Source organism: Pseudomonas sp. SWRI92 (assembly GCF_014268685.1).
Classification (GTDB): domain Bacteria; phylum Pseudomonadota; class Gammaproteobacteria; order Pseudomonadales; family Pseudomonadaceae; genus Aquipseudomonas; species Aquipseudomonas marvdashtae.
Window position 1 is genome coordinate 23,588 of record NZ_JABWQY010000017.1, and the last position, 26,416, is coordinate 50,003.

The following is a 26,416-nucleotide window of genomic DNA, read 5'->3' on the forward strand; positions in this document are numbered from 1 at the left end:
CGCCATTCCCGATTCGCCTGCCCCGAGGCCGCTTTTCCATGTCTGTCACCGCCACGCCAGTCCGCCCCGCGCCGGATCATCACGCCCAGTTCATCGAGCTGCTGCAAACCAGCCTCGAACAGAACGCGTTCATCAAGCTGGTGCTGGCCAAGTACTGCGGTGACGAACCCGATCTGCAGCGGCTGATCATCAAGCAGCTGATGGTCAAGGATCAGCCGTGCCTGTCCTTCGTCTATCGCTACAAGACCCGCGATATCACCAAGAACTTTGCCCTCGCCGAAGGTGTGCAAACCGTTGCCGCACTGCTGCCGGCGTCGTTCAAAAACGCGCATCTGCTGGCGGTTACCGATGAGGCGCAGCTGGAATACAGCAAGAAGGGCAAGAGCTCGCTGTTCAAGAGCAAGCCCCAGCAACTGCGGGAAGTGCCGTCTGCCGGGCACAACCGTGAGAAGAACCGTTTCCTCGACCTGAACCGGCCATTCCTCGCCGACCTGGGCGTGACCAACCACAAGCACGAGCTGATCCCGGCGATGTCGCGCAAGTGGAAACAGATCAACAAGTTCATCGAAGTCTTCAGCCATGCGCTGACGTCTTCGCCACTGGCGCTCGACAAACCGGTACGGGTCTCGGATTTCGGCTCGGGCAAGGGTTACCTGACTTTCGCCATCCACGATTACCTGCGCAACACCTTGCAGGCCGAGGGGCTGGTCACTGGCGTGGAGCTGCGCGAGGACATGGTCAAGCTGTGCAACGAAGCTGCCGCGCGGCTCGAGCACCCAGGTCTGGACTTCCAACACGGTGACGTGCGCAGCGTGGCGCCGCGTGCGGTGGACGTGATGATCGCCCTGCATGCCTGCGACATTGCCACCGATTATGCGATCCACATGGGCATCCGCTCGGGCGCCTCGATCATCATGTGCTCGCCGTGCTGTCACAAGCAGATCCGCCTACAAATCCAGAGCCCGGCGCTGCTCAAGCCGATGCTGCAATATGGCCTGCATCTGGGGCAGCAGGCCGAAATGGTTACCGACAGCCTGCGGGCGCTGTTCCTGGAAGCCTGTGGCTACGAGACCAAGGTGTTCGAGTTCATTTCCCTGGACCACACCAACAAAAACAAGATGATCCTCGCGGTCAAACGCGCCGAACCGGTAGACGCTACCGAGCTTTTGGCCAAGATCCAGGAACTGAAGGCGTTCTATCACATCACCGAGCATTGCCTCGAAACGCTGCTGCGGGCTGACGGTTACCTCGTCTGAATCCGCACTGCGCCGTTCCTTGAAGTGCAGCCCGTCAGTTAGTGACGGGGCAGCGCTCGCTCGCCGATACCGCGGGCTACCTTTAATGCGTTCACTTCTCACGCATTTCAAAGGAGCCCATTCCATGGCGGCCAAGAAAATCCTCATGCTGGTTGGCGACTATGTCGAAGATTATGAAGTCATGGTGCCATTCCAGGCCTTGCAGATGATCGGCCACACGGTGCACGCCGTGTGTCCAGACAAAACGTCAGGGCAGACCGTGCGCACGGCGATTCATGACTTTGAAGGTGACCAGACCTACAGCGAGAAACCTGGCCATCAGTTCGCCCTCAATCAAGACTTTGCCAACGTCCAGGCGGCCGACTACGACGCACTGCTGGTACCTGGCGGACGCGCGCCGGAATACCTGCGACTGAATGAAACGGTCCTGCAACTGGTCCGCGATTTCGACTTCGCGGGCAAGCCGATTGCCGCGGTCTGCCACGGTGCGCAATTGCTGGCGGCGGCGGGCATCCTGGAGGGGCGCGAATGCAGTGCGTATCCAGCGTGTGCTCCGGAAGTACGCTTGGCGGGTGGGACGTTTGTCGATATTCCGGTGACCGAAGCGCATGTCCAGGGCAACCTTGCCACGGCACCGGCGTGGCCGGCGCACCCGAACTGGCTGGCAGGCTTCCTGACTCTGTTGGGCACGGCGATTACCCTGTAGGGCCAGCGCCACGTGCCGGACGGGGAGCCCGGATTGCGAATCTAGACCTCCACCGGCACCGTCAACTTCGGATCGCCCAGCGGATGGCTCTTGGCGTCGAAGAAGCGCAACTCGGTGTCCAGTCCCTCGAATACTTTGGCGTAATGGCGCTTCTGATGTTGGATAAACGCCTGGCTGCGCGGGTAGATCGAGATCGCCACGGTCCTCGGCGCTGCAAGGCGCAAGGCATGGGCGATATGACTGTCCTGTTCGCCCAAGGCATGGCCAAACAGACACAGGTTGTCGCGGTGGTGGAGCAGCTGTTCGTAGCAGAACGACAGATAGTCACTGCTGCGGATGGTCTTGAGTTTGTCCTGGCTCGGCCCCTCGTTGACGAACAGCGGTACGTCGTCGAGAGTCTTGAGCGTGTTGTTGATGGCGAAACTGCCCAGCAGCGTGCCTTCGGTGGAGATGAGCTTGCGCGCCGTGCCGTCCTGGTTACGCACCAGGTGCAGGCCGCCGTGCAGATACAGCAGGCGAGGTTTGTCGGAGTTGGCCTGGCTCAGGTCGAAGCTATGGTCCGCACCGAGGAACAGGTCGGTGACAGTTTCGGGTGAATGCTGGATCGCCCAATAGCTCAGCAGGTCGTAGTTGGTGGTGAACACGGTGCGGTAGCGGCCCAGTTCCTGGTTGAGGCTCGCCAGGGTCGAGGGCTGCACCAGCCGCCACGGGATGTGCACGGTGTGGACGGTGTTGATCAGCGCTTCCTTGATCGCGTAGTAGCGGTTACGCGGTGCGGCGGAGCTGACGGCCAGGGCCTTGTTGACCCGGCTGGTGGTTTTCAAGGCGCCGAGCACCTGTTCGAAACTGCGCGTCTGCATCGCGTCGAACACGCTGAGTTCCGACGGGCTCAAGGGTTTCTCCTCGACGGTGCGGGCGTTCTCGAACAACGAGTCATAGCCGAAATCGTCCCACACGGCGCGGCTGGCGCCATTGCCCACCAGCAAGCCACTGAAGGCGGTGTTGGTGCGCAACGTCTGCCAATCTTCGAGCCGGGCGTCGTATTCCTGGAAATCGGTCATCACTAAAGTCATCTCAACACGTGGCAAAGGCAGGACGTGACTTTATCACGACCCAGTCTTGAGCCAGATCAAGATACGTTGTGACCAGTCGGTCAATGCTGTACGCCCCTGCCGATCCGGCCTCTATCAGGAGCGTGTCCCATGAGCAGCACTTTTTTCATTCCCGCCGTGAACATCATGGGCCTGGGTTGCCTCGACGAAGCGATGATCGCTATCCGCAACTACGGGTTTCGCAAGGCCCTGATCGTCACCGACGCGGGACTGGCGAAGGCCGGGGTCGCCAGCAAAGTGGCCCAGCTGCTGGCGCTACAAGACGTCGATTCGGTGGTTTTCGACGGTGCCAAGCCCAATCCGAGCATCGCTAATGTCGAATTGGGGTTGGGCTTGCTGAAAGAGAGCCAGTGCGACTTTGTCGTGTCGCTGGGCGGTGGTTCTCCCCATGATTGCGCCAAGGGCATCGCGCTGTGCGCAACCAATGGCGGCCAGATCCACGACTATGAAGGGGTCGACCGTTCGAGCAAGCCGCAACTGCCGCTGATCGCCATCAACACCACGGCAGGCACCGCCAGCGAGATGACCCGTTTCTGCATCATCACCGACGAAACCCGTCATGTGAAAATGGCGATTGTCGACCGCAACGTCACGCCGCTGATGTCGGTCAACGACCCGGCGCTGATGGTGGCGATGCCCAAGGGCCTGACCGCCGCCACTGGCATGGATGCATTGACCCACGCGATCGAGGCCTATGTCTCGACCGCCGCCACGCCGATTACCGATGCCTGCGCCCTGAAAGCCATTACCCTCATCAGCAACAACCTGCGCCTGGCCGTGCGCGATGGTAACGATCTGGCGGCGCGGGAGAACATGGCCTACGCGCAGTTCCTGGCGGGCATGGCGTTCAACAACGCCTCACTGGGTTTCGTGCATGCCATGGCGCATCAACTGGGCGGTTTCTACGACTTGCCTCATGGTGTATGCAACGCGGTGCTGTTGCCTCATGTGCAGAGTTTCAACGCCATGGTATGCGCCACCCGGCTGACCGACGTGGCTGTTGCCATGGGGGCCGATGCGCACGGTTCCAGCCCGGAAGAAGGCGCGCAGGTCGCCATCGCCGCGATCCGCAGCCTGGCCTTGGACGTGGAGATCCCCGCAGGCCTGCGCGAGTTGGGCGTGCGTCTCAACGACGTGCCAGTCCTGGCGGCCAACGCCATGAAAGACGCATGCGGGCTTACCAATCCACGGGCGGCGGACCAGCGGCAGATCGAAGAAATTTTCCGCAGCGCATTCTAGGCGGTCCGCGGTGGCGTGAACCTGGTACAGAGCATTGCCGCCGCCGCCAATAACGTGCATAGCACCGCCAGTGGCCAGGCCTGTTGACTCAATAACAGGCTGGCCATGGCGCCGATCAAGGAGGCCATCAGTTGGTGCAGGAAACCGCTCAACGCCATCGCATAAGCGCCGGCGATTGGCGATCCCTCGTTCGCCAAAGACAGGCTGATGGGGTAGTTCAACGACTGGCCGAACACCGCGAAGCAGTAAGGCAGCCAGAACAGCAGGGCGACGCTGCTCAGTGAAACACTGCCCGCCAGCATGGTTATGCTGCCACCCAAAACCAGGGCGATGCCCCAGCCCATCAGCCGCCGCTGGCCCGTGCGCAATACAAACGCATTCACCGCAAGCGCGCCCAACAAATACGCCGCACTGATCGGCCAACCCAACAGACCGTATTCTATCGCTGACCAGTGAAAGCTTTCCTGCAGGATCAGGGGCGCAGCCGTGTTGAAAGCGATGATCACGCCATAGCCCAATCCTCCTGCCAGCGCTGGCAACAGGAATCCGCGATGGCGCAGTATCCGCCCGTACACCCACCACGCCGATTGCCCGTTGCTTGCCTCGGTCAGGACCGGGAAGCGGGCCCTGGACACTGCCGCTGCCATGGCGAGGCTGGCCGCGCCCAATCCCAGGAAGATCGCCTCCCATCCGAACGCCGCCTGGATCAGCGAGCCCAGGTACTGGCCGATGCCGAGGGCCACCACGAAGGCGATCGATATCCAGGACAGGGCCTTGGCCAGCAGATCGCCACTGAAACTGTCGCGTATCAGCACTCGCGCCATGACGGAAATGCCGCTGGCGCCGATACCCTGGATCAACCTGAGCGTCAGGAACGCCTCTATGGACGTGCCCAACGGCAAGGCCAGGTTGCCCAGGCCGTAAAGCGCCAAGGCTGCCAGCAGGACAGGCTTGCGCCCGAGCCGCTGGCTCAGGCTGCCCCATAACAGCATTGGTAACGCCATGCCAATCAGGTACACCGGCAAACCCCACGACACCCGCGCCGCGTCGGCTCCCAGGTCTTGGGCGATATCAGGCAGGGCCGGCAAGTAGATGCTCATGCCCAGTTGGGCCAGGAAGACGGTGGCGCAGGTGACGATCAGGGTTGTGCTGTTCTTCATCAGGGGCTCGTTTCAAGGGCGAATGTCACGCCCATGGGCCAGCAGCCGGTCAATGACCCGCTCGCAGAACGAACGAATCACGTCCGCCTCCATGTCGGCACGCAGGGTGATGCGGATTGCGGCCTTGTCTTGCGGTACCACGGGGAAAAAAACCGCTGAAGTGAAATACCCCAGGTCGGCCAGTTCGACCGCCAGGCGGGTGGCCACGGCCGCCTCGCCGCAGTTCACCAGGCGGATTGCCATGGGGCTGGCGTACTGTTCGGTTCGGATGAGGCTGTCGAAGAAGCGGATATTAGCCTGCAAACGCTCCTGCAAGGTCTGGAATTCGCGGCTGCGATGCAAACGGATCGAGGCCATGCCGGCGCCGATCGCCGCCGAATTCAGGCTTTGCGACCAGTTGCTGGGGCCGCCGTAACGCTGCACCAGCGTCTTGTGCCGTTCATTGCCGAACATGGCCAGCCCGCCGCTGGCGCCGAATGACTTGGCCAGCGAGGCGACGATCAAGGTGCGCTCATCCACCGTGTGCACCCGCGAGCGCATCAGGCCGATGCCGGATTTCCCTACAGTGGACAGCGCGTGGGAATCGTCCACATAAAGAAACAGGTCATAGCGTTGCTTGAGGTATAGCAAGCTGTCCAGGTCCGCCATGCCGCCCATGCTGTAGGCGCTGTCGGCCACGTAGGCTACGTTGCCCTGGCGTTTGCACACGTCTTCGAGAAAATCCATGTCGTTGTGCGGGCAGGTGAGGACTTGGGTTTCGTCGGCGCACGCGGCCTTGATGTGGTTCATCGAGTAATGGGCCTGCTTGTCGAACACCATCACCGGCGGACGGTTGCCCGTCAGCGCGCCGCTGGCCAGCAGCGGCAGGATCCCCGCGCTCGCCGCGCTGCAGGACAGCGCACTGAGGCAACTGGCGCCAAACAATTCCGACAGTTGGTTTTCGTATTGGTCCAGGATCGCCAGCCGGCAGCGATTTCTCGAATTGGCGATGCGCAGGGTCCCGGTTTCCCACAGCATGGTCATGGCGCCATCCAGCAGGGCAGGGTGGTAATCCAGGCCCAGGTAGGACGTCGTGCCAAAGTGTTGCAGGGTGCGGCCGTATTGGTCGACGAGAACATTGGGCGTCTTGACCTCGACATTCAGCCCTGTGACTTTTGCGGTTTCGGCGCGTTGCCAATCCTGATCTGCCAGGGAAACGATTTTGCGATAGTTGCTGAAGTGATGAGTCGGTTGCGAAGTCTGGTTCATGGGTTATTACATTCCTTGGTTAAGCATGCTGTCCGTAGGGGCGTTTCATCATCTGTGTGTTTCCAGACTTTACAGATTGGCGGGTGGGGCTTTGAATCGGCCGTTTCCGGTGTGTTTGAGTGTTACCGGAGACTTCTATGTAGGACCTTGCCTAAGGGCTTGGACGGGGAATCCATTTACAGCGTCGGAGCTGCGTCTTGACCCCCGTATCTGTTGGGCTTGCTTGTTCCGGTGCACGGGCAACCCACTGCTTAACGAATCTTGAATATCTTCAGCGTCGCTTCCGATGTGATGCGACCAGGTGCAGCTCGGGCATCTGATTCACGCCACCGTTCGTCGTGGCGCCAGTGTTTTTCCCAAACCTTGAGTCTTTGATCGTTTCGAATGAAATACGGGGTAAGCATGCCCCTTTACTCATGAATACGGAGGGCTGGACCATGCGAGGGTCGAGCAACATTTATCCGGGAAACATCGCTCACGATCGAACGAAGGTGTCTGAAACGGGTCGCAAAAGTGGGAGAACCACCATCATGAGCGTCGACAGGCACCCGGCGAAAGGCGAAATTGGCCGCCATCCGGGTCGGACGTCTCGCTGAATATCCACCGGTGGTTCTGATTCAGCGGCGGGCAAATTCCGTCGAAATTTCTTATCAGAGGAGCGCGCGACCATGAGCCGGATGGCCACCTTTTTACGCACCACCAGCGTTGTCGTGCTGATGGGCCTGGGTGCCAGCAGCGCCTGGGCCCAATCGCCAGCCGAATTCATCAACGACGCATCCGCCAAAGGCATGGCTGACATCGAAGCCAGCCGCGAGGCGCATTCGAAAGCCGAATCACGTGAGGTCAAGGATTACACCATCATGGTGATCAACGACCGCACCACCGCGAATCAACACCTGGCGAAAATCGCCAAGAAACTCGATTTGCCTGTTGCCCCAAGAGAAGAGGTGGCTGACAAGGCCAAGGCCCTCATGCCAAAAGTCGCCGAGGGCGAGTCGTTCGAAGCGGCTTATGCCGCCAGTCAGGTCAAGGCCACTGAGGAAGCCATCGAGCAGATCCAGCAGCAGGCCCAGACCACCGAAGTGCCGGAAATCAAGGCATTCGCTGACGAAACCCTGCCCAAGTTACAGACCCATCTCGAAATGGCCAGGGCGCTGCAGGCCAGCCGCTGATCCGCTGCACCTGCTTTTACGTACCGGACCGGGGCGCCCGCGTCCCGGCTTGTTTTGCCCGCAGAAAAGGAGACCCTCGATGTCTACACGCCGAGAACCCAACCAATACGCGATGCAGAATCCACTGACCCAATACCCTCGTCCGGAGTTTCCCGACCAGCCGCAGTCGCCGCCGGGCATCGACCAGGACATGGAGCCGAAACCCGATCATGGCGAAAAAACCTATCAAGGCTTCGGTCGCCTGGAAGGTCGCAAGGCGCTGATCACGGGAGGCGACTCGGGTATTGGTCGCGCAGCGGCTATCGCCTATGCCCGTGAAGGCGCCGATGTAGCGATCAATTATTTGCCTAGCGAAGAGCGCGACGCGCAGCAAGTCATCGAGCTCATCAAGGCTGAAGGCCGCAAGGCCATCGCGATTCCTGGCGATCTCAAGGACGAAGCGTTCTGCGTGCAACTGGTAAAAATGGCGCAACAGCAACTTGATGGACTGGATATCCTGGTGAACGTCGCCGGCAAGCAGGAGGCGCAAAAAGACATCGCCGACATCACCACCGCGCAATTCGACGACACCATGAAGACCAACATCTATGCGATGTTCTGGATCTGCAAGGCTGCGGTGCCGCTGATGCCAGCCGGGGCGACTATTATCAATACCGCGTCGATCCAATCCTACGATCCGTCCGCGACGCTGCTGGATTACGCCACCACCAAGGCGGCTATCGTTGCATTCACCAAGGCGCTGGCCGGACAAGTCATCAGCAAGGGGATTCGGGTCAACGCCGTCGCACCGGGCCCGATCTGGACCGTGTTGCAACCCAGCGGCGGACAACCTCGCGAGAAGATTCCTACGTTTGGCTCCCAAGTACCGATGAAACGTCCGGGACAGCCTGCGGAGTGCGCGCCGCTCTACGTACTGCTCGCCTCGCAGGAATCGAGTTATATCACCGGGGAAGTGTTCGGCGTTACGGGTGGTAACCCGTTGCCCTGATCATTTGACCAACCGTTGCATGGGCGAGCTGCGCCCATGCAATGCCGGTCAGCACTGGTTCAGATCAACCTTGTTTTTTTCTTCCAGCCCTTCGAGGTGCTTGGCCTCACCCTCTCCCATGGACTGATAGTGCTTTCTGAGTGCCTCTAGCTGCTTGAGATCCAGCGATTCGAGCCCAAGCATGGCGTTTTGTGCGCTTTTGCTGGCGCGCAGCAATTCGTCGACTTTCAAATGCAGGATATCGGTATCGCGGTTTTGCGTGTTCTGGATGAGGAACACCATCAGGAAGGTGATGATCGTGGTCGAGGTATTGATGATCAATTGCCAAGTGTCGTTGAAACCGAAGAACGGTCCGCTGGCAGCCCAGAGCGCCAATAACACGATGGCTCCCAGAAAGGTCTTGGGACTCCCCGCCCAGAGGGACAGTTTTTGAGCAATTTTTGCGAACGTCATTGCCGTGTTCCTTATTGGATGCACCTGTCTGGTGTGACAGCAACGAGGCGGCGAAAATTCTACTTACATTTCAATCTGAAACGTCTGTCGGTATTCATCATCCAGGACCAACACTGTCGCAACCATCTGCTTCATCCAAGGGTCACTCTTTAAAGCCTTAATCTACGGAGTACGCCATGAATATCACTCGCACCTTTTGCCTCGCCTGCTGCCTGTTCGCCCTGCAAGGCTGTTTCGACAACTCCAACAACGAGACCAAGGACAACACCGACGGTACCAAGTCGTCGGTGCAGATGCAGGAGTCCAAGTCGGAAAACAAGTAGATGGCATAGCCCAAGCTTGGCTATGGAAGACCTGGGGGCGCAAGCTTGCCCCCAGGTTGTGGCTGTTCTCACCGGCCCTGCTGCAACACCTTCAGCGCTGCCGAAGCAAGGAAGCCGGAGCGGCTCTTCTCTTCAGGATGGTGCAACACATATTCATCAATACGATTGAGCAGGTAGCCGGGCAACGTAATGTTGAGCTTCTGTGCCTTGCCCAGGTATTTGGTCACATCGATATCCACCAGCGCCCATGTACATCCGGCATATTTCGGGTCGGCCGCGTGCAGCGTGACCGTATTGGCCGGCGGAATGGGCGAGCCATCCTCGGCGAGAATTTCGAAGTGCCCCTCGATGGCCTCGCGCGCCATGGCCATGGCCTCATCGAGATCGTCGCCAGCGGAAAAACAACCGGGAATATCCGGCACTTCGACACCCCAGGCGTGGTGCTCATCGCCCAAGGAAATCGCAATCGGGTAAAGCATTCAATCGTCCTCCGGAAAAGCTTGGCAACTGGTTTCCTGAAGCAGGGCCTGTTGCAAAATACTGATGGCCGTTTTCTTGAGCAGGTCTTTCTTTGGATGAGGAACCGTGACCAGTCCCGGTTTGGTTGGGTGCTTGAAATGATGGTGACTGCCTCGAATCCGCACCAGGTACCAACCATCCGCAACAATTTGGCCTATCAAGAATCGGCTGTTCACAACACCTCCGTGTGGTGCGCTTGGTGGGTACTATACCCACCTCATAATAATGATCAACACTATAACCACCGCAGGGCGAGGATCGGGCCCAGTGGTATGTCGTAACCAAGTCTAGAAGGCGCGCCGGACAAGGCGGCGGGGGGGCGGATCGGGTTTATTTCCGGATGTGAGGTCGCGTGACGCGTGGCGAGGGAGATCTGGGGTTGCTGTGGACTGAATGAGAGAAGGACATAAAAAAGAAGGACATAAAAAACCGGTCACGTTGGACCGGTTCTTTTAATCTGCAGTGCTGCTACGGAGCCGTCGTGGAGTCTGCATAAGTTTATGCAACGTCTGCCAACAGACTCTCGTAAGGAATCCGCAGTCCGTCATGCAGGCGTTTAATCATCGCCAGACTTAGCTTGCGTTTGCGGTTCAGAACTTCAGACACACGTCCGCTTGAACCAAGGTACGGTTCCAAGTCGCGCGGAGTCAGCCCTTGTTGATCCATCCTGAATTTAATCGCTTCAATTGGATCAGAGGGGGGCATCGGGTAGTGCTCGTCCTCGTATTTTTCGATCAACAAGGCAAGGATTTCTAGCTCATCGCCGTTAGCCGAACCGACTTCTGCCCCCCAAAGCTGTTCGATGCGCGTAAAAGCTGCATTCAAATCATCTTGGTTGCGAATGGGTTTGATGTTCATCATACGGTCTCCGCATTGATTTGGTCGTATTGGGCATGGGTGCCGACGAATCTTACAAAACCAAGCTGGCGCTGATAGTCGACTGCGAGAATTACTCGGTATTTATTGCCGCCAATGTTGAATACAACCCTGGCTGCTTTGAGGATACTGGCCGTTTTCAGTTCAGCCTTAATCTCTTGAGGCGTCCGATAGGTCGCTTTTTCCATGTGTCGATACCATTCAACCAGTGGCGTCTGGGAATCCGCGTAAGCCGGATTGCTTTCCCAGAACTCCCGTAAGGTTCCTCTCGCGATAATTCGCACCTACGTCCTCCCGTTTTGGGAGGAGTCTAGTCTGACTGGGCTGACGATGCAATTGGGTTTAGCTGAAGAGGCAATAAAACTGCTCGGCCCCTAGCACCCCATGCTAGTGCGCTAACCGGAAGCTAGGCAGATCCATTACGGCCGTTGGGGCTATAGCCAGTTTTGATGGCGAAGCAGCCGTCTTCTACGACTGCTGCACAAACGTCAGCCGCACCGCAAACCCAATCAGCAGGCCACCAAACAACCACTGCTGCACCCGCTGCGCCGTAGGCGATCGTTGAAGCCAGCGCCCGAGCGCTACTCCAGCGAGGGCATAGAGCACGTCGAACAACAAACCGACGCAGACCAATATCACCCCCAACGTTGCAAACTGCGCCAACACCGGCCCGTCCTGTGGGTCGATGAACTGCGGCAGCAACACTGAGCAAAACAGCAGCGCCTTGGGATTGAGCAGGTTGGTCAGCAGGCCGCGCTGTATCGCTTGGTGCCACTGTCGCCTTCCGAACTCAGCGTCAGAGCCTTCAAAGCTTGGCAACAACGTGGTCCGCAAACACTGAAACCCGATCCAGGCCAGATAAGCAGCCCCGGCCAGGCGCACCACATCAAACGTCCAGGGTGCCGTCTTGAACAGCACCGAGAGTCCCATCGCCGCCAGCGCGACATGACATGCCCGGGCAATCCCCAAGCCTACCGCCGTCGCCAGCGCCGCAGCCTTGCCCTGACGGGCACCGGTTTGCAGCACCAGGATCATGTCCGGCCCGGGCAGTAGATACGCCACCGTCAACGCCATGACAAACAACCAGAGCCCTGTCATCCCAAACCCCTCATTCGATGAATTAGTGGTGCCAGTCTATGGCCGAAGGGCAGGGCAGGTGGTTGCGTAGTCAGCTTCTAATGCTTAATAAATTGGCATAACCTGCCAAGCATTCGAACAATTCAATCGGAAGATGCCAATACATGAAACTAGACGCCTTCGACCGCAAAATCCTCGCCGCACTGCAACGGGACGGCCGGCTGAGCAACGTGCAACTGGCAGAAGAAATAGGCCTGTCTCCCTCGCCGTGCCTGCGTCGCGTGCGGATGCTTGAGGAAGCCGGAGTGATTCGCGGCTACCAGGCCATCCTCGATCGTGATGAAGTTGGCCTCGGGATGACGATCTTCGTCGGCGTCAAGGTCGAGCGGCACAATGACGAACGAGCCGAGGCGTTTCGCCAGGCGGTAACGGCTTTGCCTGAGGTGATCTCGGCGTTCCTGGTATCAGGCGAGTCGGATTTTTTGCTGCAAGTGGTGGTGCCGGACCTGCGGGCCTATGACCGTTTTGTCACTGGGCATCTGCTGAAACTGCCGGGGATCAGGGATATCCGCAGCAATTTTGCGATTAACACTGTGAAAGCGCCGGTGCCGTTGCCGTTGGGGCATTTGGCTGGAGGGTGAAGCACGATATGAAAAGCCCCGACGCCGATGGCTGGGGGCTTTTTTTGATCCGTTCACGGATTACTGGTGGAATCCTCGTATAACGGTAGTTTTACCAAGAGATCATAAACGACCCCAATAGGGTATTATTTCCTTATAACTGGTCGAATATAGCCATTTTGAAAAGTTAGAGGGTAATCATGTCGTTTATGCATTTGCTCCATTCGCCAGCAGAAATCGCCAGGAATGTCGGAGAGAACGCGAAGATACTCCGCCTTTCAAAAAACCTCTCCCGCAAGACGCTCGCCGAGAAGTCGGGGGTGTCGGAGTCCACCATCAAGCGATTTGAGACGACGGGTGTGGTGACCTTGGAGGCTCTGGTCCTCATGGCCACAGCGCTTGATGAGCTGGCTTGCGTGACCAGACTCTTCAAGCCTGAGCATCCGAATTCAGTGGATGAACTCAAGAATGCCAAACGTAAGCGAGGGATGAGGTGATGACGAAGGCGTTCAAACGCACCGAAGCGCTAACCGTCTTGAAAAGTGGCGTCAAGGTCGGGGAACTCTTGAAAGCCGAAGGGAAGGGGATTTACTTCGCTTACGATCAGGGGTGGCTCGCCACTGGCTACAATCTTTCGCCGCTTACGATGACTTGGGACGAAAAACCACAGCTGGCCAAAGACGCTAGCCTCTTCGAAGGGCTCCATGGGCCGTTCGCTGATTCCCTGCCAGATGGCTGGGGCATGCTGCTGATGGACCGATACTTCAACAGCACCTTCGGTGACGGCACTCACCTCACCGTCACCGCCCTGGATCGCCTTGCCTACATGGACGACCGAAGCATGGGAGCTTTTGAGTATCAGCCCACGGCTGAAAAAACAGTGCTGATTGGCCCTGTTGATCTCTGCCAGCTGTACGAGGCCTCTATCGAGGTTCAAGAGGGCGAGACCCAAGCGGTGCTCACCAAACTGCGGCTCGCCGGTGGCTCACCGGGTGGTGCTCGTCCAAAGGCGATTGTGGCTCTCTCCGCAGATTGCGCTAACGCAACCTCGGCCTTCGGTGCTCTGCCAGAGGGCTATGCACACTGGATCGTCAAGTTCAGAGCGCTGTACGAGCCGGTGGAGACCGGGGGCATCGAGTTCGCCTATGCAGAGATGGCCAGGGCAGCCGGAGTCACCATGGCTGAGTCGACTCTCTTGGATATGCAGATGCCTGACGGTCAGGTTGAGCATTTTTTCGCGACCAGGCGTTTCGACCGAGAGGGCGAACGCAAGATACACATGATGACCGTAGCGGCACTGATGTATGCGAATTACCGCGCTCTGTCATCCATCGATTATCCCAATCTGCTGAAGCTCACCCAGATGCTGACCAAAAGCTCTGTCGAAGTAGAAAAGATGGCCAGGTTAATGATCTTCAACGCTCTGTCACACAACCATGACGACCACGCAAAGAACTTTGCTTTCCTTTGCCACGATCCCGCAAAGCAGGGAGATAAGGAGACCTGGACGCTTTCCCCCGCTTACGACGTTACGTTCGCAAACGCTATGGGTGAACACACGACTGACTTTGGTGGCCGCACTCCCGGCAAACCGACGAGGAAGAGAATCATGGAGATCTGCAGGGACTACAAATATCTCAAGGCCGAGGCGTACATCGAGCAGACCCTCGCCGCGTTATCAGACTGGAAGGATGTGTTCACTCGTTTGAAGATTCCACATAAAGCAGGGGAGCCAATCTTCAATGTCCTGGCGAAGCTGCACCAGGACTTTGAGAGGTAGTGCGAACCTGCTTTGGTCATACCCCAGACCAAAAAAAACCGGCCACCAAGAGCCGGTTTTTTTCATCCTCCGTCAAAACCACACGACGCAGGATCAGAATTCGATTGGAGCGGGTGAAGGGAATCGAACCCTCGTTATCAGCTTGGGAAGCTGGAGTAATGCCATTATACGACACCCGCTCAGAGCGGCTGACTTTGTACCAGATGTCGCCTGGGATTTGAAGTTTTTCTTTCCGGACGGTGAGGTCATCCGTCTACGCAAGCCTCCAACCAGAGCGGTCTTTCGCAAGCGAGCCCCATGCTTGAGGCCCGCTCGCGAGGACTTTTTTCAGATGGCCAGCGCATGGTAATCCTGTACGTAGCTGTAGCGCGGTCGGCTTTCATGGTGGGTCGGTTTCAAGAAGCTCAGCAAGGCGTCGCGACTGTCGCGGCAGGCGGCCTTGTGTTCCATGTCCAGGAAATGCCCGGTGGCTTGCAGCGTGGTGAAGGTGCTGTGCTGGACATGGTTGCCGAAGAGCCTGGCGTCGGTGGCCGAGGTGTACTCGTCCCATTCGCCGTTCAGGAACAGTACCGGCACGTCGATTTGTTTCGCCGCGTTGACGTAGCACTGCTGGTCGCTGTGGAGCACGTCATTGATGTGAAAGTGCATCTGCCCGTATTCATGCTCGGCCAGGTTGCTGACGTGGCGATAGTTGAAGCGCTTGAACAGCGGCGGCAGGTGCTTGCCAATGGTGCTGTTGACCAAGTGCCCCACACGGTGGCCGTCCAGGCTGCCCAGGTAGTCCACGCCGCGTTCGAGGTAGTCGCGCATCGGCGCGTTGAGCACCGGTGAGAACGAGCTGATCACGGCCTTTTCGATGCGGCGCGGGCGTTGGGCCAGTGCGGTGAGTGCCGCGGCGCCGCCCCACGAGAATGACAATACGTGCTCGGCAGCGAAGTGGTCGATCAGCTCCAGCAGGATCTGTCCTTCGATTTCCTTCGTCAGCATTTGCTCGTGGAGGTTGTGGGGCTTGGATTTGCCCGCGTAGGGCTGGTCGTACAGCACGACGTTGAATTGCGGATAGAGGTTTTTGGCGGTCTGTGCAAACGACGCGGTGGTAGCCATCGAGCCGTTGACCAGGATGATGGTCTTTTGTGCGGCGTCTGCGCGATAGAACTCCGTGTAAACCCGATACTGACCCTGTATATCCAGCACAGCGATTTCTGGCCTCATGTCATAAGACTCCTGGCAAGCGGGTATGCGCGCAATGAGATTGCACGGGCAATGTGACAGGTAGGCATACGCCTGGAAGATAAGGCCCATGTCGATCCAGGAAAGCCGGTCGACGGGTATTGTTATGGCGGGCAGTTTGCCGGTGGATATGGCGGAACCTGAGGGTTCCAGCCGGCAAAAAGTTTCTTAGAGGTATGAGGTGACCAGTCGGTCACATTTCGGCCGACGGTTTGATTCAAGCAGGGGGTCGACCGTTGCGCAAGTGCTCTTTGAAAAATGTTCGACACTTCTGCCCAGCGGTCATCGGGCTCAGATCAGGCGGATTTCATCTGGGCTCAGGGCGCGGTATCGGCCCGGTTCCAGATCGAGGTCCAGCACCAGCGGCCCCATGCGCTCGCGGTGCAGGCGCAACACCTTGTTATTGAAGTGCCCGAACATGCGCTTGACCTGGTGATAGCGTCCTTCAACGATGCTCAATCGCGCCGAAGTCGGCCCGAGCAACGTCAGCTCCGCCGGTTGGGTGGTGAGGTCTTCGAAAGCGAAGTACAGGCCTTGGGCGAACGTGGCGGCGTATTCGGCGGTAATGGTCTGTTCGGTCTCGACGTAGTAGACCTTGGGCAGCTTGGTCTGCGGCTGGGTCAGGCGCCGCGACCAGCTGCCGTCGTTGGTGATCAACATCAGTCCGGTGCTGTTGAAATCCAGGCGGCCGGCAATGTGCAGGTCGTCCTTGTCCGGTTCGTCGAGCAAGTCGAGCACGGTGCGATGCTGCGGGTCGCGCGTGGCACTGACGCAGCCTTGCGGTTTGTGCAGCATGAAGTACCGGGCCATTCGGCCTGCCTGCAACACCTCACCGTCTACTTCGACGTGGCTGAATTCGCGCACCTGCGCGTGTGGATCGTTGACGGTCTGGCCATCGATCCGCACTCGACGTTCCACCAATAGCAGTCGGACCTGTTGGCGATTGAAACGCGGCAGATTACTGAGGAAACGGTCAACGCGCATGGGCAGTTCGGGCAAGGAGGCGGAGGGCGGGCATCTTACGTGATCGGTTGGGGCTTGGCGCGCAACTGGTCGTCCACTCGCGCGCATTGCGGGCAAAGGCAGGATTTATCGCGCAATTGCGCCGGCAGGGCCTCGAGCACAGCCGGGTCGATACTCACGCCATAGCACCAGCAGGCGCGGTCGGCGGTTTTCGGGTTGGCCAGGGTGCAGTCGTTGGCGGCGCCGCAGGCGGGGCAGAGGTCAGGTTTATTCATAACTCGAATGAGGCATTTCCACGCAGGTTCTGTTGCTGCCGGTGTGTCGGGCGCGTTGCAGCGCATGATCGGCCCGGGACAGCAGGCTGTGCAAGGTGTCTTCGTCCTGCAAGGTGGTCAGGCCGATGCTGATAGTGACGCGCAATTGTTTCCCGCTGCAAAAGTAGCGCTGTTGCTCAATGCGCTGGCGAATTTTCTCGGCGATCTTCAGACCGTTCTGTCCATCGGTGTCCTTGAGCAGCAAGGCGAAAGCGTCGGCGCTCCAGCGGCACACAATGTCTGAATGCCGCACGTTATCGGTCAAGTCGCGAGCGAATCCGCCCAACAACTGATCGCTGGCGATGTGGCCATGGGTGGAATCCAGTTGCTTGAAATTGTCCACTTCCAGCAGCAGCGCGCTCAACGGCTTGGGTTCGCGTTGGGCTTCGTGCAGGGCCTGTACCGCCAGCAAGTCGAAGCCCCGGCGGTTGGGCAGTTCGGTGAGGCCGTCAAGAATGGCTTGGGCATCGATCCGACGTTGATAGCTGACCACCAGCCGATAAAGCAGCGCCAGTACGGCCACCGTCACCAGCAGGCCGATCAATAGATTGAGGTACAAAGCCTTGAGAATAGTGTCCCGCAGCAAGGTGCTGGCGGCGTAATACCCCAGCAGCGAGGTCGCCAGGAAGCCGGCACTCAACAAAATAGCCAGTACCAGCATTGGCGAGCGCGGGGAATACAACGGCGAACGAAGCGACATGGCGATTCCCTTGGATTGACCCGATGGAATCAGTTTAGTGGCCTTGTGGGAAAAGGTGCCTGGATTTGTAGTTCGTGAAGCTGTGGCGAGGGAGCAAGCCCCTCGCCACCGGGGGGCTGCGCGATTACAGGCTACGCAGGTAACTCCGCCATCCGCCCAAATGACTGATGTCCTGTGCGCCGTCCAGGCCATAGGGTTCGCAGATGAACCCGCTTTCCCAGCGACCGTCGGCCAGTTGAACCTTGCCTAGCCCCAGTGGCGCGGGGATGCCGGTCAAGAACGAGCCCAACTCATGGCTCGGCAGTTCCCAGACCTCCACTTCAATCGCGACGCCGCCATCGCTGACCCGCAGCATGCCCGGGCGCAATGGTGGTCCACCGGCCAACGCATAGAGGCGATAGTCCGATGAGCTGTGGGTGGCTTCGACCAAACGCGCGCCGCGTTGCTTGAGCTGCCAGTTCAATGCCAGCCCATCCAGATGTGCGCCGCACACCACCAGGCGGGCCCGGTCGTGGCGCGCCAGGTTGGCAGGGGCTGGCAGGTCCGGGTCGTGCTGGCGTTGCAAGGCATCGGCGACGCCCAGCAGGTATTGATCGGTGAAGGCGCGGCCGAACAGCGTCACGCCCCAGGGCAGACCGTTGGCCATGAACGCACTGGGAACGGCGACGGCGGCGTAGTCCAGCAGGTTCATGAAGTTGGTGTAATAACCCAGTTCCGAATTGCGCAGGACCGGCTCGGCGGCCAGTTCGGCGAGGGTCACCGGACGCCCGATGGTCGGCGTCAGCACACAATCAAGCGCGTCCATAACACGGTCGCATTGCGCTTTGAGTGCCTGCAAACGGTACTGGGCGCGGAAGGTTTGTACGCCATTCACCGTAGGCGCTTTCGCCAATACAGCGCGGATTACCGGCAATACCGCGTCAGGTTCGCGCTCCATCAATTCCCCGGCAACGCTGTAGCGCTCTGCTACCCACGGCCCTTCATACAGCAGGCGAGCGGCCTCCAGGAAGGGCGACAAGTCCAGCTCGACCGCCTCGCCGCCGATGCGTTCGAGTCGCTCGATGGCGTCGCTGAACAACTTTGGGCCTTCGTCGCAGCCGAAAAATTCGAGGTCTTGTCGACGAGGCACGCCAAAGCGAAAGCGTCGTGGCGCACCGAACGCCGAGCCGTCGTTCCACTGTGGGTTGCTGCGACTGTATTCATCGCGTGCGTCGAGGCGGGCGGTCAGCGCCAACAGTTGGCTGGCTTCGCGTGCCGTGGCGGTGAATGTCGTCACGCAGTCCAACGTACGGCAAGCCGGCACCACGCCAGCGGTGGAGATCAGGCCTTTGGTGGCTTTCAAACCTACCAGATTGTTCAGCGCCGCCGGCACCCGGCCTGACCCCGCGGTATCGGTGCCCAAGGCAAAGCTCGCCACGCCGAGGGCCACCGCCAGCGGCGAGCCGGCACTCGAACCGCCCGACGGATAACCGGGCAATACGCTGTTGCGGCAAGCGCCGTAGGGCGTGCGGGTACCGTTGAGGCCGGTGGCGAACTGGTCGAGGTTGGTCTTGCCCAGGGGGATCGCGCCCAGCGCCAGGAGCTGCTCGACAATGGTCGCCGAACGTTGCGGCACGTAGGCGAATGCCGGGCACGCGGCGGTCGTCGGAATGCCGGCCAGGTCGATGTTGTCCTTGATGGCGAACGGCACGCCATACAGCGGCAGGCTTTCCAGGTCGCGGCTTTCCAGACCGGCCAGGTAAGGCTCCAGTTCTTCAAGCGACAGCAAATGAATAAACACGTGATAGTCGGGGTTGAGGGCAGCGGCTTTTTCCCGCAGCGCCTGCAGCAATCGGCGCGGCGTCAGTTCACCGCTGCGGTAAATGCTGCGCAGGTCGTCCAGGCGAAGAGAGAGGTTCATGGCGTTGATTCCTTGATTGAGTTCAGTCACGTTCCAGCACCACCACGCGTTGCCCGGCGCGCACCGCCGAACCTGGCTGGACGCGTACCTCGCGCACCACCCCGGCCACAGGCGCGAGCAGCGGGATTTCCATTTTCATCGACTCCAGAATCACCAGTACGTCCCCGGCGGCGACGTGCGTCCCCGCCTCCACCTGGACCTGCCAGAGATTGCCGGCGATGTGGCTGTCGACGCTCAATTGCCGCGCGCTCAGCGGCGAATCTTCGCTCGGCGCGATGGCCGGTTCTTCACTGTCGAAGTGCGCCTGGCCGCTGGCGATCCAGCGCTCGCGCTCGGCATTGAAGGCGCCTTGTTGCTGCTGGCGGAACGCGGCGATGCTGTCCGCTTCCGCTGCCAGGAAGCGCTGATAATCAGCGAGGTTGAGCTGGCTGTGTTCGATGTTCAGGTCGAAGCGGCCCAGGGGGAAATCACGGCGGATGCGCAACAATTCATCGGCACTGACCGGGTAAAAACGGATCTGGTCGAAGAATCGCAACAGCCAGGGTTTGCCGTCGAACGCGGCGACGTCCCGATAACGGTTCCACATCTGCAGGGTGCGCCCGACAAACTGATAACCGCCTGGGCCTTCCATGCCGTACACGCACATATAGGCACCGCCGATGCCCACCGAGTTCTCGGCGGTCCAGGTGCGGGCCGGGTTGTATTTGGTGGTCACCAGCCGATGCCGAGGGTCCAGCGGCGTGGCAACTGGCGCGCCGAGGTAGACATCACCCAGGCCCATCACCAGGTAACTGGCGTCGAACACCGTGCGCTGCACTTCGTCGAGGTTGGGCAGGTCGTTGATGCGACGGATGAACTCCAGGTTGCTGGGGCACCAGGGGGCGTCCTTGCGCACCGTGGTCATGTATTTTTCGATGGCCAGCTGGCAGGCCGGATCGTCCCAGGACAGCGGCAGATGGACGATGCGTGACGGCACTTGCAGGTCTTGCGCGGCACACACCGCATCCCATTCGCCAGCGACGATCGCCAGCAACTCGGCCAGGGGCAATTGCTCGGGTTGGTAGTGCACTTGCAGCGAGCGAATGCCCGGCGTCAGGTCGATCACGCCGTGCAGCTGTTTTTGCTCCAGCGCCTGCATCAGGGCGTGGGCTCGAAAGCGCAGCACCAGGTCCAGCTCGGGGGCGCCGATTTCCAGCAGCAGGTGGGTGTCGCCCGAGAGGCGAGCGACCAGTCGGGTGTCGTCCTGGCCGATGTTCAGCACGACAGGCGAGATCAGTGTTTGGGTATCCACAGAACCTGTGGGTCGCGTGGCCAGTGATCGTGCGGTCGATAAATCCACCGGCACAAAGCGCACCTTGTCCCCGGCCTTGAGTTGCCCCAGTTGCCAGAGATCTGCTTCGATCACCGTCACCGGGCAGACGAATCCGCCCAGGCTCGGGCCGTCGGGGCCAAGGATGACGGGCATGTCGCCGGTAAAATCCACCGCGCCGATGGCGTAGGGATTGTCATGGATGTTGGAAGGATGCAACCCCGCTTCGCCGCCGTCGGCACGCACCCATTCAGGCTTGGGGCCGATCAGTCGCACGCCGGTGCGGCTGGAGTTGAAATGCACTTCCCAGTGCGTGTCGAAAAAGGTCTGCATGTAGCGCTCGGTGAAATATTCCGGCGCGCCATGGGGGCCATAAATCACCCGAATCTGCCGCACGTCAGGCAGCGCCAGGGTCGGTTGGTGCTGGTCCGGCAGTACCGCGTGCGGATCCAGCGCTGCCAGGTGCAACACGTCACCGGTGCACAGCGCCCGCCCGCCGTGGCCGCCGAACTGGCCGAGGGTGAAGGTGCTTTTGCTGCCCAGGTAATCCGGCACTTGCACGCCGCCCTGCAGGCACAGGTAACTGCGCGCGCCGGCGCCGGATATCGTGCCGATGGAGAGGGTGGCACCGGCCTTGATCGACAGCGGCGTGTTCATTGGAACGGTATCGCCATCGAGGCTCAGCGCAATCGGCGCGCCGGTCACGGCCACTCGAGCGTCGCAGTTGAAGCGCAGCAGCGGCCCGCTCATGGTGATTTCCAGCGCCGCGGCGCCTTCATCGTTGCCCAGCAGGCGATTGCCTTGGCGCAGCGAGCGGCTGTCCATCGGCCCCGACGGGGGAACGCCCACCGCCCAATAACCGAGGCGGCCGGGGTAGTCCTGCACACTGGTCTGGGTGCCGGGGCTGAGCACCTCGACGGTGTTGGCGCGATAGACCAGCGCTTCCAGACACCGCGTCCATGGCTGGCCGCTGGCGAAGGGCGCATCGAGCAGGATCTGTTGCAAATAGACGCGGTTGGTTTCCACGCCATACAACAAGCTTTGATCCAGCGCCTGGTGCAAGCCCAGGCGGGCTTGCTCGCGGGTCGGCGCCCAACGGATGACCTTGGCGATCATCGGATCAAAGTACGGTGGGATCTGGCATCCGGCCTCGACCCAAGTGTCGATGCGCAAATGCTTGCCGTCGGCTTCGGGAAATTGCACGGCGGTCAGCAAGCCTGGGCTCGGCTGGAAATCCCGGCCCGGATCCTCGGCGTATACGCGCGCTTGAATCGCATGGCCCTCGGCTTTCAAACCCTGGCTCAGCTCATTCAGCGGCGGCAGGTCACCGGCGGCCAGTTGCACCATCCAGCGCACCAGGTCGATGCCCCATACTTGTTCGGTGACGCCGTGCTCCACTTGCAGGCGAGTGTTCACCTCCAGGAAATAAAAGCGCCCGGCGTCGCTGTCGAACACGAATTCCACGGTGCCGGCGCTGCGGTAGTTCACAGCCTGGGCCAGTTTGATCGCCGCCGCGCAGAGCGCATCGGCCATGCCCTCGGGCAGGTTCGGTGCCGGGGTCTCTTCAATGACTTTCTGGTTGCGCCGTTGCACCGAGCAATCGCGCACGCCGAGCGCGATCACTTGGCCCTGGCCGTCGCCGAACACCTGCACCTCCAAGTGCCGCGCGCGTTCGATGTATTTCTCGATGAACACGCCGGCATCGCTGAAGTTGTTCTGTCCGAGGCGCTTGACCGCCTCAAACGACTCACTCAATTCGGCGGCGCTGCGACACACGCGCATGCCGATGCCGCCACCGCCTGCCGTGCTCTTAAGCATCACCGGGTAGCCGACCCGAGTGCCGGCCAGCAGCGCATCGTCGAGGCTGTCGAGTAGTTCGGTGCCTTCGAGCAGCGGCACGCCGTGTTGCCGGGCCAGGTCACGTGCGGTGTGCTTGAGACCGAACACCCGCAGCTGCTCTGGCGTTGGGCCGATGAAGGCAATGTCGGCGGCCTCGCAGGCCTCGGCGAAAGCGGCGTTTTCCGAGAGAAAACCATAGCCGGGATGAATCGCCGTCGCGCCGCTGCTTTTGGCAATCGCCAAGAGCTTGTCCACCGCCAAGTAGGTGCCAGCCGCCGCGCCTTCGCCCAGGCAGTGCGCTTGATCGGCTTGCAGAATGTGCAGGCTGGCGGCATCGGCCTGGGAATACACCGCGACACCTTCGACCTTCAGCTCGCGCAAAGTCCGCAGGATGCGGCAGGCGATGGCGCCACGGTTGGCAATGAGGATTTTTTCGAACATGGCATGACCCCTCAGGCATGCGTGCTGCCTGAACTGGGAGGCGGGCCGTCCCGCAGTTTTCGATGGCCGTCGAGGTCGTCCCCGGCGGCGAAGCTTTCAAACACCTGCCCGATAGGGATCAAGTGTTACTTGATGCACTGCCCCGATCGGCTCTGGCACAGCGCGTACAGCCAGCGTCGCAGGCGGATGAGTTTCAGTTCCATATCAGCAGCTCCGCAGGAGTGGGGTTGTAGGCGTTGCACGGGTTATTCAGTTGCGGGCAATTGGAGATCAACACGATCACGTCCATTTCGGCCCGCAGGTCGACGTATTTGCCCGGGGCCGAGATCCCGTCTTCGAACGTCAGGCCACCGTCGACGGTGACCGGCACGTTCATGAAGAAATTGATGTTCGGCCCGATGTCGCCCTTGCCCAACCGGCCATCATGGGCGCAGGCCCGCAGGTAGTTGTCGCGGCAGCTGTGCATGTGGCGTTTTTCCAGGGCGTAGCGCACGGTGTTGCTTTCCTGGGCGCAGGCGCCGCCTAGGGTGTCGTGGCGACCGCAGGTGTCTTCGACGATGGTCAGCATCGGCCGACCGAGGTTGGAATACAGTACGCTGCCGGTGCTCAGGTAAACGCTGTTCTGCCGACGCAGGGTGTGCTGCACGTCATAGCGTTCCTTGGGATTGGCCAGGCTGTAGAACAGCGTATCGACTGCCTGGTTGCCCTCCAGGTCGAGGATGCGCAGGGTCTGGCCCGCCTTGACCTCCGTCAGCCAAGGTTCCCCGGCGGGGATCGTGGCGCGGTAGACGGCGGTGTCGGGTTGCTTGTGGGCGGTGGCGATGGCAAGTGACATGGGACGATCCTCAGGCGAACAGGCGATCGGTATTGATGAAGCCGCGCTGGTTTTCCGGGCGCGAATGACGGCAGTGTTCGGCGACGCTGGGGTTGGCGTTCATCCAACTGAGCTTGAGCGGCTGCGGCGCGTATTGCGGGTTCGGGTCCATCGGGTGTTGCAGCGCCGTCAGTACCACCAGCGTGTCCATCGGTGCGTACAGCTCGATGTAGTCGCCGGCCTTGGAATTGCCTTCGACGAAGTGAAAATATCCAGCCTCGTCGACATTCACCCGGCTGAACAGGTTGAGGGTCATCAGCAGGTCGGACAGGCCCAGCCCCCATTTGCCCAGTTCCACCAGCAAGTTGTCGGTGCCGTTGCGAAAGAAGCCGTTGCGCAGTTCCTGATAGCGGCCCTGACCGTATTTTTCAGCGACCTCCTCAGCGCAGAGCACGCCGCCGAGGCTGTCGCTCCAGCCGCAGGTGTCAGCGGTGATCGCCGCCAGCACCCGGCCCATGTCCGAATACAGGCAATGGCCGGCGGTGAGCTTGGCGGTGTGTTGGCATTTCAGGCTGTCCGGCAGGTTCAGGCGTTCGGTTTTCTCGTTGGCATTGAGCATCGTCAGGCTCACATTGGCGCCGCCGCGCAGATCGGTCAGGCGCAGCAACTGGCCGCGCTTGAGCACGAACGAACGGTGACCGCCACCGGGCAGCAATTCTTCGGCGAAGGGCGCAAACAGCTGGATCGAATCGGTCATGGAAAAACTCCTTTCAAGCGATACGCAACGTGCCAGCCAGTTCGGCGGGCAGGGCGTCGACGGCGGCACGGGCGGTGCGGCGGTCGCTGTTCAATGGGATGTCGTAGGTGATGCGTGCGCCATAGGCGCCAGGGGCGTGTGGATCGACGCGAACCTTGTCGAACACCAGCAGGCGCGTGCCAAGGCTGAAACCTTCGGACAGGTCGTGAGTGACCATGAACACCGTCAGCCGGGTTTCGCGCCACAGCGCCAGCAGCAGCTCATGCATGTCTTTGCGGATGCCGGGGTCGAGGGCGCCGAAGGGTTCATCGAGCAACAGGACGCGGGGCTTCATGATCAGTGCCTGGGCAATCGCCAGGCGCTGTTGCATGCCGCCGGAAAGCTGCGCGGGGTATTTTTCCGACGCATGGCCCAGGCCGACTTTGTCCAGCAGTTGTGCGGCCTCTTCGCGAGCCTGGCGTTTGGCGCTGCCGAACAGACGCCCCAGCAGCGGCGAGCGCGGCAGCTCCAGGCCCAGGGCGACGTTGTCCAGCACCGTCAGGTGCGGGAACACCGAGTAGCGCTGGAACACCACGCCCCGGCTGGCATCCGGTTCGCCGGCCAAGGGGTTGCCATCCAGCAGGATCTGTCCGCGACTGGCGCGTTCCTGGCCTAGCAGTAGCCGCAGGAAAGTCGACTTGCCGCAACCCGACGCGCCCACCAGCGTGCAGAACTCGCCCTCGGCGACGCTCAGGTTCAATCGTTCGAGCACCACTTGGTCGGCATACTGCTGCCAGACGTTGTTGACTTGGATGAAACTCATGCCTTCGCCCCCTCGTACCAGGGGAACGCTTGGCGGGTGAGGCGCTTGAGGCCCCAGTCCATCAGCCAGGCGAGCAGAGTGATCCAGGCCACGTAAGGCAAGATCACATCCATCGCCAAGTACCGACGCACGAGGAAAATCCGATAGCCCAGCCCATCGGTGGAGGCGATGGCTTCGGCGGCGATCAGAAACAGCCAGGCCGAACCCAGCATCAGCCGCAAGGAGATCAACAGGCGCGGCAGCAATTGCGGCAGCACCACGCGCAGCATCAGGGTCCAGGTTGAAGCCCCGAGGGTCTGCGCCTTGATCAGCAGTTCCAGCGGAATCTCCCGGGCGCGCTGTTCCAGGTCGCGCGCCAGGCACGGCGTGATGCCAATCACGATCAGCATCACTTTCGACAACTCCCCCAAGCCGAAGACGATGAAGAGAATCGGCAGGATGGCCAGTGGCGGCACCATCGAAAGCACGGTGAGCAAAGGCGACAGCGGTGCGCCGAACAGTGGCAGGGTACCGGCGGCGATGCCCAGGCACAGCCCGGCGGCGGCGCTGATGCCCAGGCCAATCGCCAATCGGCGCAGGCTGGAAGCGGTGTCCTGCCAAAGCAGGTAATCACCGCTGCGGGCATCGGCGGTGAAAGCTAGTCGTTTGACCGCATCGCTCATTTGCACGGCGCTGGGCAGCAGCTTGTCGTTGGGGTTGTCCGTCAACCGTTCGGCCGAGCCCATGAAGTAGGCGAACAACACCAGCGCGAATGGCAGGATCACCAACAGCAAGCGGCTGGGACGATCCGGGTGGCGGTTGATCAGGCGCATGCCAGG

General features: G+C 60.3%; 27 protein-coding genes, 1 tRNA gene and 1 pseudogene. 9 read left to right on the plus strand and 20 right to left on the minus strand.

Going from position 1 to position 26,416, the window contains the following annotated elements; translation table 11 throughout:
• Window positions 1-38: 38 nt before the first annotated feature.
• Together HU762_RS21670 and HU762_RS21675 are read left to right on the plus strand one after the other, a co-directional pair.
• The gene (locus HU762_RS21670) at window positions 39-1,256 is read left to right on the plus strand and encodes an SAM-dependent methyltransferase (RefSeq protein WP_186640498.1); all 1,218 of its coding nucleotides are present in this window, start codon (window positions 39-41) and stop codon (window positions 1,254-1,256) included.
• Between the two features lie 124 nt (window positions 1,257-1,380).
• Window positions 1,381-1,962: a DJ-1/PfpI family protein gene (locus tag HU762_RS21675; RefSeq protein ID WP_186640500.1), complete on the plus strand. Its 582-nt coding sequence runs from the start codon at window positions 1,381-1,383 to the stop codon at window positions 1,960-1,962.
• 41 nt (window positions 1,963-2,003) lie between these two features.
• Here the strand turns inward: HU762_RS21675 and HU762_RS21680 are convergent, their stop codons facing one another.
• Window positions 2,004-3,023, minus strand: coding sequence for a DUF4917 family protein (locus HU762_RS21680; RefSeq protein ID WP_186640668.1), 1,020 nt, complete (start codon window positions 3,021-3,023; stop codon window positions 2,004-2,006).
• Between the two features lie 141 nt (window positions 3,024-3,164).
• Here HU762_RS21680 and yiaY point away from each other — a divergent pair, with 141 nt between their 5' ends.
• Entirely contained in the window at window positions 3,165-4,313 is a 1,149-nt protein-coding gene (yiaY, locus tag HU762_RS21685; RefSeq protein ID WP_186640502.1) for an L-threonine dehydrogenase, read from the plus strand.
• Here yiaY and HU762_RS21690 read toward each other — a convergent pair.
• Entirely contained in the window at window positions 4,310-5,473 is a 1,164-nt protein-coding gene (locus tag HU762_RS21690; RefSeq protein ID WP_186640504.1) for an MFS transporter, read from the minus strand. The two genes, yiaY and HU762_RS21690, sit on opposite strands and share 4 nt — an antisense overlap.
• 12 nt (window positions 5,474-5,485) lie before the next feature.
• A complete protein-coding gene (locus HU762_RS21695; RefSeq protein WP_186640506.1) occupies window positions 5,486-6,721 on the minus strand; it encodes an aminotransferase class I/II-fold pyridoxal phosphate-dependent enzyme in 1,236 nt (411 codons plus the stop codon).
• A 668-nt stretch (window positions 6,722-7,389) separates the two neighbouring features.
• Here HU762_RS21695 and HU762_RS21700 point away from each other — a divergent pair.
• Together HU762_RS21700 and HU762_RS21705 are read left to right on the plus strand one after the other, a co-directional pair.
• Window positions 7,390-7,893 carry a DUF4142 domain-containing protein gene (locus HU762_RS21700; RefSeq protein ID WP_186615065.1) on the plus strand — a complete coding sequence of 168 codons (504 nt, stop codon included), beginning with the start codon at window positions 7,390-7,392 and terminating at the stop codon, window positions 7,891-7,893.
• A gap of 79 nt (window positions 7,894-7,972) precedes the next feature.
• Window positions 7,973-8,881, plus strand: a complete 909-nt coding sequence (locus HU762_RS21705; protein WP_186640508.1) for an SDR family oxidoreductase — start codon at window positions 7,973-7,975, stop codon at window positions 8,879-8,881.
• Window positions 8,882-8,929: 48 nt separating this feature from the next.
• Here HU762_RS21705 and HU762_RS21710 read toward each other — a convergent pair whose 3' ends face one another.
• Complete coding sequence (locus HU762_RS21710) at window positions 8,930-9,334, minus strand: low affinity iron permease family protein (RefSeq protein WP_186640510.1); 405 nt, start codon at window positions 9,332-9,334, stop codon at window positions 8,930-8,932.
• Window positions 9,335-9,510: 176 nt separating this feature from the next.
• Here HU762_RS21710 and HU762_RS21715 point away from each other — a divergent pair, with 176 nt between their 5' ends.
• Entirely contained in the window at window positions 9,511-9,657 is a 147-nt protein-coding gene (locus HU762_RS21715; protein ID WP_186640512.1) for a hypothetical protein, read from the plus strand.
• Window positions 9,658-9,725: 68 nt separating this feature from the next.
• Here HU762_RS21715 and HU762_RS21720 read toward each other — a convergent pair whose 3' ends face one another.
• From HU762_RS21720 to HU762_RS21740, 5 genes are all read right to left on the minus strand, one after another.
• A complete protein-coding gene (locus HU762_RS21720; protein WP_186640514.1) occupies window positions 9,726-10,136 on the minus strand; it encodes a type II toxin-antitoxin system HicB family antitoxin in 411 nt (136 codons plus the stop codon).
• On the minus strand, window positions 10,137-10,352 hold the full coding sequence (locus HU762_RS21725; protein ID WP_186640516.1) for a type II toxin-antitoxin system HicA family toxin: 216 nt from the start codon (window positions 10,350-10,352) through the stop codon (window positions 10,137-10,139).
• A gap of 322 nt (window positions 10,353-10,674) precedes the next feature.
• A complete protein-coding gene (locus HU762_RS21730; protein WP_186615122.1) occupies window positions 10,675-11,034 on the minus strand; it encodes a transcriptional regulator in 360 nt (119 codons plus the stop codon).
• Window positions 11,034-11,336: a type II toxin-antitoxin system HigB family toxin gene (locus HU762_RS21735; RefSeq protein WP_186640518.1), complete on the minus strand. Its 303-nt coding sequence runs from the start codon at window positions 11,334-11,336 to the stop codon at window positions 11,034-11,036. The genes HU762_RS21730 and HU762_RS21735 overlap by 1 nt, the downstream gene beginning before the upstream one ends.
• A gap of 184 nt (window positions 11,337-11,520) precedes the next feature.
• Window positions 11,521-12,150: a LysE family translocator gene (locus HU762_RS21740; protein WP_186640520.1), complete on the minus strand. Its 630-nt coding sequence runs from the start codon at window positions 12,148-12,150 to the stop codon at window positions 11,521-11,523.
• A 143-nt stretch (window positions 12,151-12,293) separates the two neighbouring features.
• Between HU762_RS21740 and HU762_RS21745 the strand changes: the two genes are divergently transcribed.
• The 3 genes from HU762_RS21745 to HU762_RS21755 all read left to right on the plus strand — a co-directional run bounded on the left by HU762_RS21745 (window position 12,294) and on the right by HU762_RS21755 (window position 14,529).
• The gene (locus tag HU762_RS21745) at window positions 12,294-12,770 is read left to right on the plus strand and encodes an Lrp/AsnC family transcriptional regulator (RefSeq protein WP_186640521.1); all 477 of its coding nucleotides are present in this window, start codon (window positions 12,294-12,296) and stop codon (window positions 12,768-12,770) included.
• Between the two features lie 179 nt (window positions 12,771-12,949).
• The gene (locus HU762_RS21750) at window positions 12,950-13,246 is read left to right on the plus strand and encodes a helix-turn-helix transcriptional regulator (RefSeq protein WP_186640523.1); all 297 of its coding nucleotides are present in this window, start codon (window positions 12,950-12,952) and stop codon (window positions 13,244-13,246) included.
• On the plus strand, window positions 13,246-14,529 hold the full coding sequence (locus HU762_RS21755; RefSeq protein ID WP_186640525.1) for a type II toxin-antitoxin system HipA family toxin: 1,284 nt from the start codon (window positions 13,246-13,248) through the stop codon (window positions 14,527-14,529). Before HU762_RS21750 ends, HU762_RS21755 begins: the two co-directional genes overlap by 1 nt.
• 105 nt (window positions 14,530-14,634) lie before the next feature.
• On the opposite strand, the gene HU762_RS21760 is transcribed toward HU762_RS21755, so the two are convergent.
• From HU762_RS21760 to HU762_RS21810, 11 genes and pseudogenes are all read right to left on the minus strand, one after another.
• Window positions 14,635-14,708, minus strand: a tRNA-Gly gene (locus tag HU762_RS21760).
• Window positions 14,709-14,856: 148 nt separating this feature from the next.
• Window positions 14,857-15,741, minus strand: coding sequence for an alpha/beta hydrolase (locus HU762_RS21765; protein WP_186640527.1), 885 nt, complete (start codon window positions 15,739-15,741; stop codon window positions 14,857-14,859).
• A gap of 309 nt (window positions 15,742-16,050) precedes the next feature.
• Complete coding sequence (locus HU762_RS21770; protein WP_186640529.1) at window positions 16,051-16,743, minus strand: 16S rRNA pseudouridine(516) synthase; 693 nt, start codon at window positions 16,741-16,743, stop codon at window positions 16,051-16,053.
• Between the two features lie 35 nt (window positions 16,744-16,778).
• Window positions 16,779-16,997, minus strand: a complete 219-nt coding sequence (locus tag HU762_RS21775; RefSeq protein ID WP_186640531.1) for a cysteine-rich CWC family protein — start codon at window positions 16,995-16,997, stop codon at window positions 16,779-16,781.
• Window positions 16,990-17,607: pseudogene (locus HU762_RS21780) on the minus strand (GGDEF domain-containing protein); the annotation flags it as partial. The pseudogene HU762_RS21780 and the gene HU762_RS21775, both read right to left, overlap by 8 nt.
• A 253-nt stretch (window positions 17,608-17,860) precedes the next feature.
• On the minus strand, window positions 17,861-19,636 hold the full coding sequence (gene atzF, locus HU762_RS21785; protein WP_186640535.1) for an allophanate hydrolase: 1,776 nt from the start codon (window positions 19,634-19,636) through the stop codon (window positions 17,861-17,863).
• 22 nt (window positions 19,637-19,658) lie between these two features.
• The gene (gene uca / locus HU762_RS21790; protein WP_186640537.1) at window positions 19,659-23,225 is read right to left on the minus strand and encodes an urea carboxylase; all 3,567 of its coding nucleotides are present in this window, start codon (window positions 23,223-23,225) and stop codon (window positions 19,659-19,661) included.
• A 193-nt stretch (window positions 23,226-23,418) separates the two neighbouring features.
• A complete protein-coding gene (locus tag HU762_RS21795) occupies window positions 23,419-24,060 on the minus strand; it encodes an urea amidolyase associated protein UAAP2 (protein ID WP_186640538.1) in 642 nt (213 codons plus the stop codon).
• A 10-nt stretch (window positions 24,061-24,070) separates the two neighbouring features.
• A complete protein-coding gene (locus HU762_RS21800; protein ID WP_186640540.1) occupies window positions 24,071-24,796 on the minus strand; it encodes an urea amidolyase associated protein UAAP1 in 726 nt (241 codons plus the stop codon).
• 13 nt (window positions 24,797-24,809) lie between these two features.
• Window positions 24,810-25,598, minus strand: a complete 789-nt coding sequence (locus HU762_RS21805) for an ABC transporter ATP-binding protein (protein ID WP_186640542.1) — start codon at window positions 25,596-25,598, stop codon at window positions 24,810-24,812.
• Complete coding sequence (locus tag HU762_RS21810) at window positions 25,595-26,410, minus strand: ABC transporter permease (RefSeq protein WP_186640544.1); 816 nt, start codon at window positions 26,408-26,410, stop codon at window positions 25,595-25,597. Before HU762_RS21810 ends, HU762_RS21805 begins: the two co-directional genes overlap by 4 nt.
• Window positions 26,411-26,416: the final 6 nt, after the last annotated feature.

What these genes read in the sequence shown, in the direction of transcription:
- HU762_RS21670 (WP_186640498.1), top strand. Translation starts at nt 39, where the DNA reads ATGTCTGTCACCGCCACGCCAGTCCGCCCCGCGCCGGATCATCACGCC.
- HU762_RS21675 (WP_186640500.1), top strand. Translation starts at nt 1,381, where the DNA reads ATGGCGGCCAAGAAAATCCTCATGCTGGTTGGCGACTATGTCGAAGAT.
- HU762_RS21680 (WP_186640668.1), bottom strand. Translation starts at nt 3,023, where the DNA reads ATGACCGATTTCCAGGAATACGACGCCCGGCTCGAAGATTGGCAGACG.
- yiaY (WP_186640502.1), top strand. Translation starts at nt 3,165, where the DNA reads ATGAGCAGCACTTTTTTCATTCCCGCCGTGAACATCATGGGCCTGGGT.
- HU762_RS21690 (WP_186640504.1), bottom strand. Translation starts at nt 5,473, where the DNA reads ATGAAGAACAGCACAACCCTGATCGTCACCTGCGCCACCGTCTTCCTG.
- HU762_RS21695 (WP_186640506.1), bottom strand. Translation starts at nt 6,721, where the DNA reads ATGAACCAGACTTCGCAACCGACTCATCACTTCAGCAACTATCGCAAA.
- HU762_RS21700 (WP_186615065.1), top strand. Translation starts at nt 7,390, where the DNA reads ATGAGCCGGATGGCCACCTTTTTACGCACCACCAGCGTTGTCGTGCTG.
- HU762_RS21705 (WP_186640508.1), top strand. Translation starts at nt 7,973, where the DNA reads ATGTCTACACGCCGAGAACCCAACCAATACGCGATGCAGAATCCACTG.
- HU762_RS21710 (WP_186640510.1), bottom strand. Translation starts at nt 9,334, where the DNA reads ATGACGTTCGCAAAAATTGCTCAAAAACTGTCCCTCTGGGCGGGGAGT.
- HU762_RS21715 (WP_186640512.1), top strand. Translation starts at nt 9,511, where the DNA reads ATGAATATCACTCGCACCTTTTGCCTCGCCTGCTGCCTGTTCGCCCTG.
- HU762_RS21720 (WP_186640514.1), bottom strand. Translation starts at nt 10,136, where the DNA reads ATGCTTTACCCGATTGCGATTTCCTTGGGCGATGAGCACCACGCCTGG.
- HU762_RS21730 (WP_186615122.1), bottom strand. Translation starts at nt 11,034, where the DNA reads ATGAACATCAAACCCATTCGCAACCAAGATGATTTGAATGCAGCTTTT.
- HU762_RS21740 (WP_186640520.1), bottom strand. Translation starts at nt 12,150, where the DNA reads ATGACAGGGCTCTGGTTGTTTGTCATGGCGTTGACGGTGGCGTATCTA.
- HU762_RS21745 (WP_186640521.1), top strand. Translation starts at nt 12,294, where the DNA reads ATGAAACTAGACGCCTTCGACCGCAAAATCCTCGCCGCACTGCAACGG.
- HU762_RS21750 (WP_186640523.1), top strand. Translation starts at nt 12,950, where the DNA reads ATGTCGTTTATGCATTTGCTCCATTCGCCAGCAGAAATCGCCAGGAAT.
- HU762_RS21755 (WP_186640525.1), top strand. Translation starts at nt 13,246, where the DNA reads ATGACGAAGGCGTTCAAACGCACCGAAGCGCTAACCGTCTTGAAAAGT.
- HU762_RS21765 (WP_186640527.1), bottom strand. Translation starts at nt 15,741, where the DNA reads ATGAGGCCAGAAATCGCTGTGCTGGATATACAGGGTCAGTATCGGGTT.
- HU762_RS21770 (WP_186640529.1), bottom strand. Translation starts at nt 16,743, where the DNA reads ATGCGCGTTGACCGTTTCCTCAGTAATCTGCCGCGTTTCAATCGCCAA.
- HU762_RS21775 (WP_186640531.1), bottom strand. Translation starts at nt 16,997, where the DNA reads ATGAATAAACCTGACCTCTGCCCCGCCTGCGGCGCCGCCAACGACTGC.
- atzF (WP_186640535.1), bottom strand. Translation starts at nt 19,636, where the DNA reads ATGAACCTCTCTCTTCGCCTGGACGACCTGCGCAGCATTTACCGCAGC.
- uca (WP_186640537.1), bottom strand. Translation starts at nt 23,225, where the DNA reads ATGTTCGAAAAAATCCTCATTGCCAACCGTGGCGCCATCGCCTGCCGC.
- HU762_RS21795 (WP_186640538.1), bottom strand. Translation starts at nt 24,060, where the DNA reads ATGTCACTTGCCATCGCCACCGCCCACAAGCAACCCGACACCGCCGTC.
- HU762_RS21800 (WP_186640540.1), bottom strand. Translation starts at nt 24,796, where the DNA reads ATGACCGATTCGATCCAGCTGTTTGCGCCCTTCGCCGAAGAATTGCTG.
- HU762_RS21805 (WP_186640542.1), bottom strand. Translation starts at nt 25,598, where the DNA reads ATGAGTTTCATCCAAGTCAACAACGTCTGGCAGCAGTATGCCGACCAA.
- HU762_RS21810 (WP_186640544.1), bottom strand. Translation starts at nt 26,410, where the DNA reads ATGCGCCTGATCAACCGCCACCCGGATCGTCCCAGCCGCTTGCTGTTG.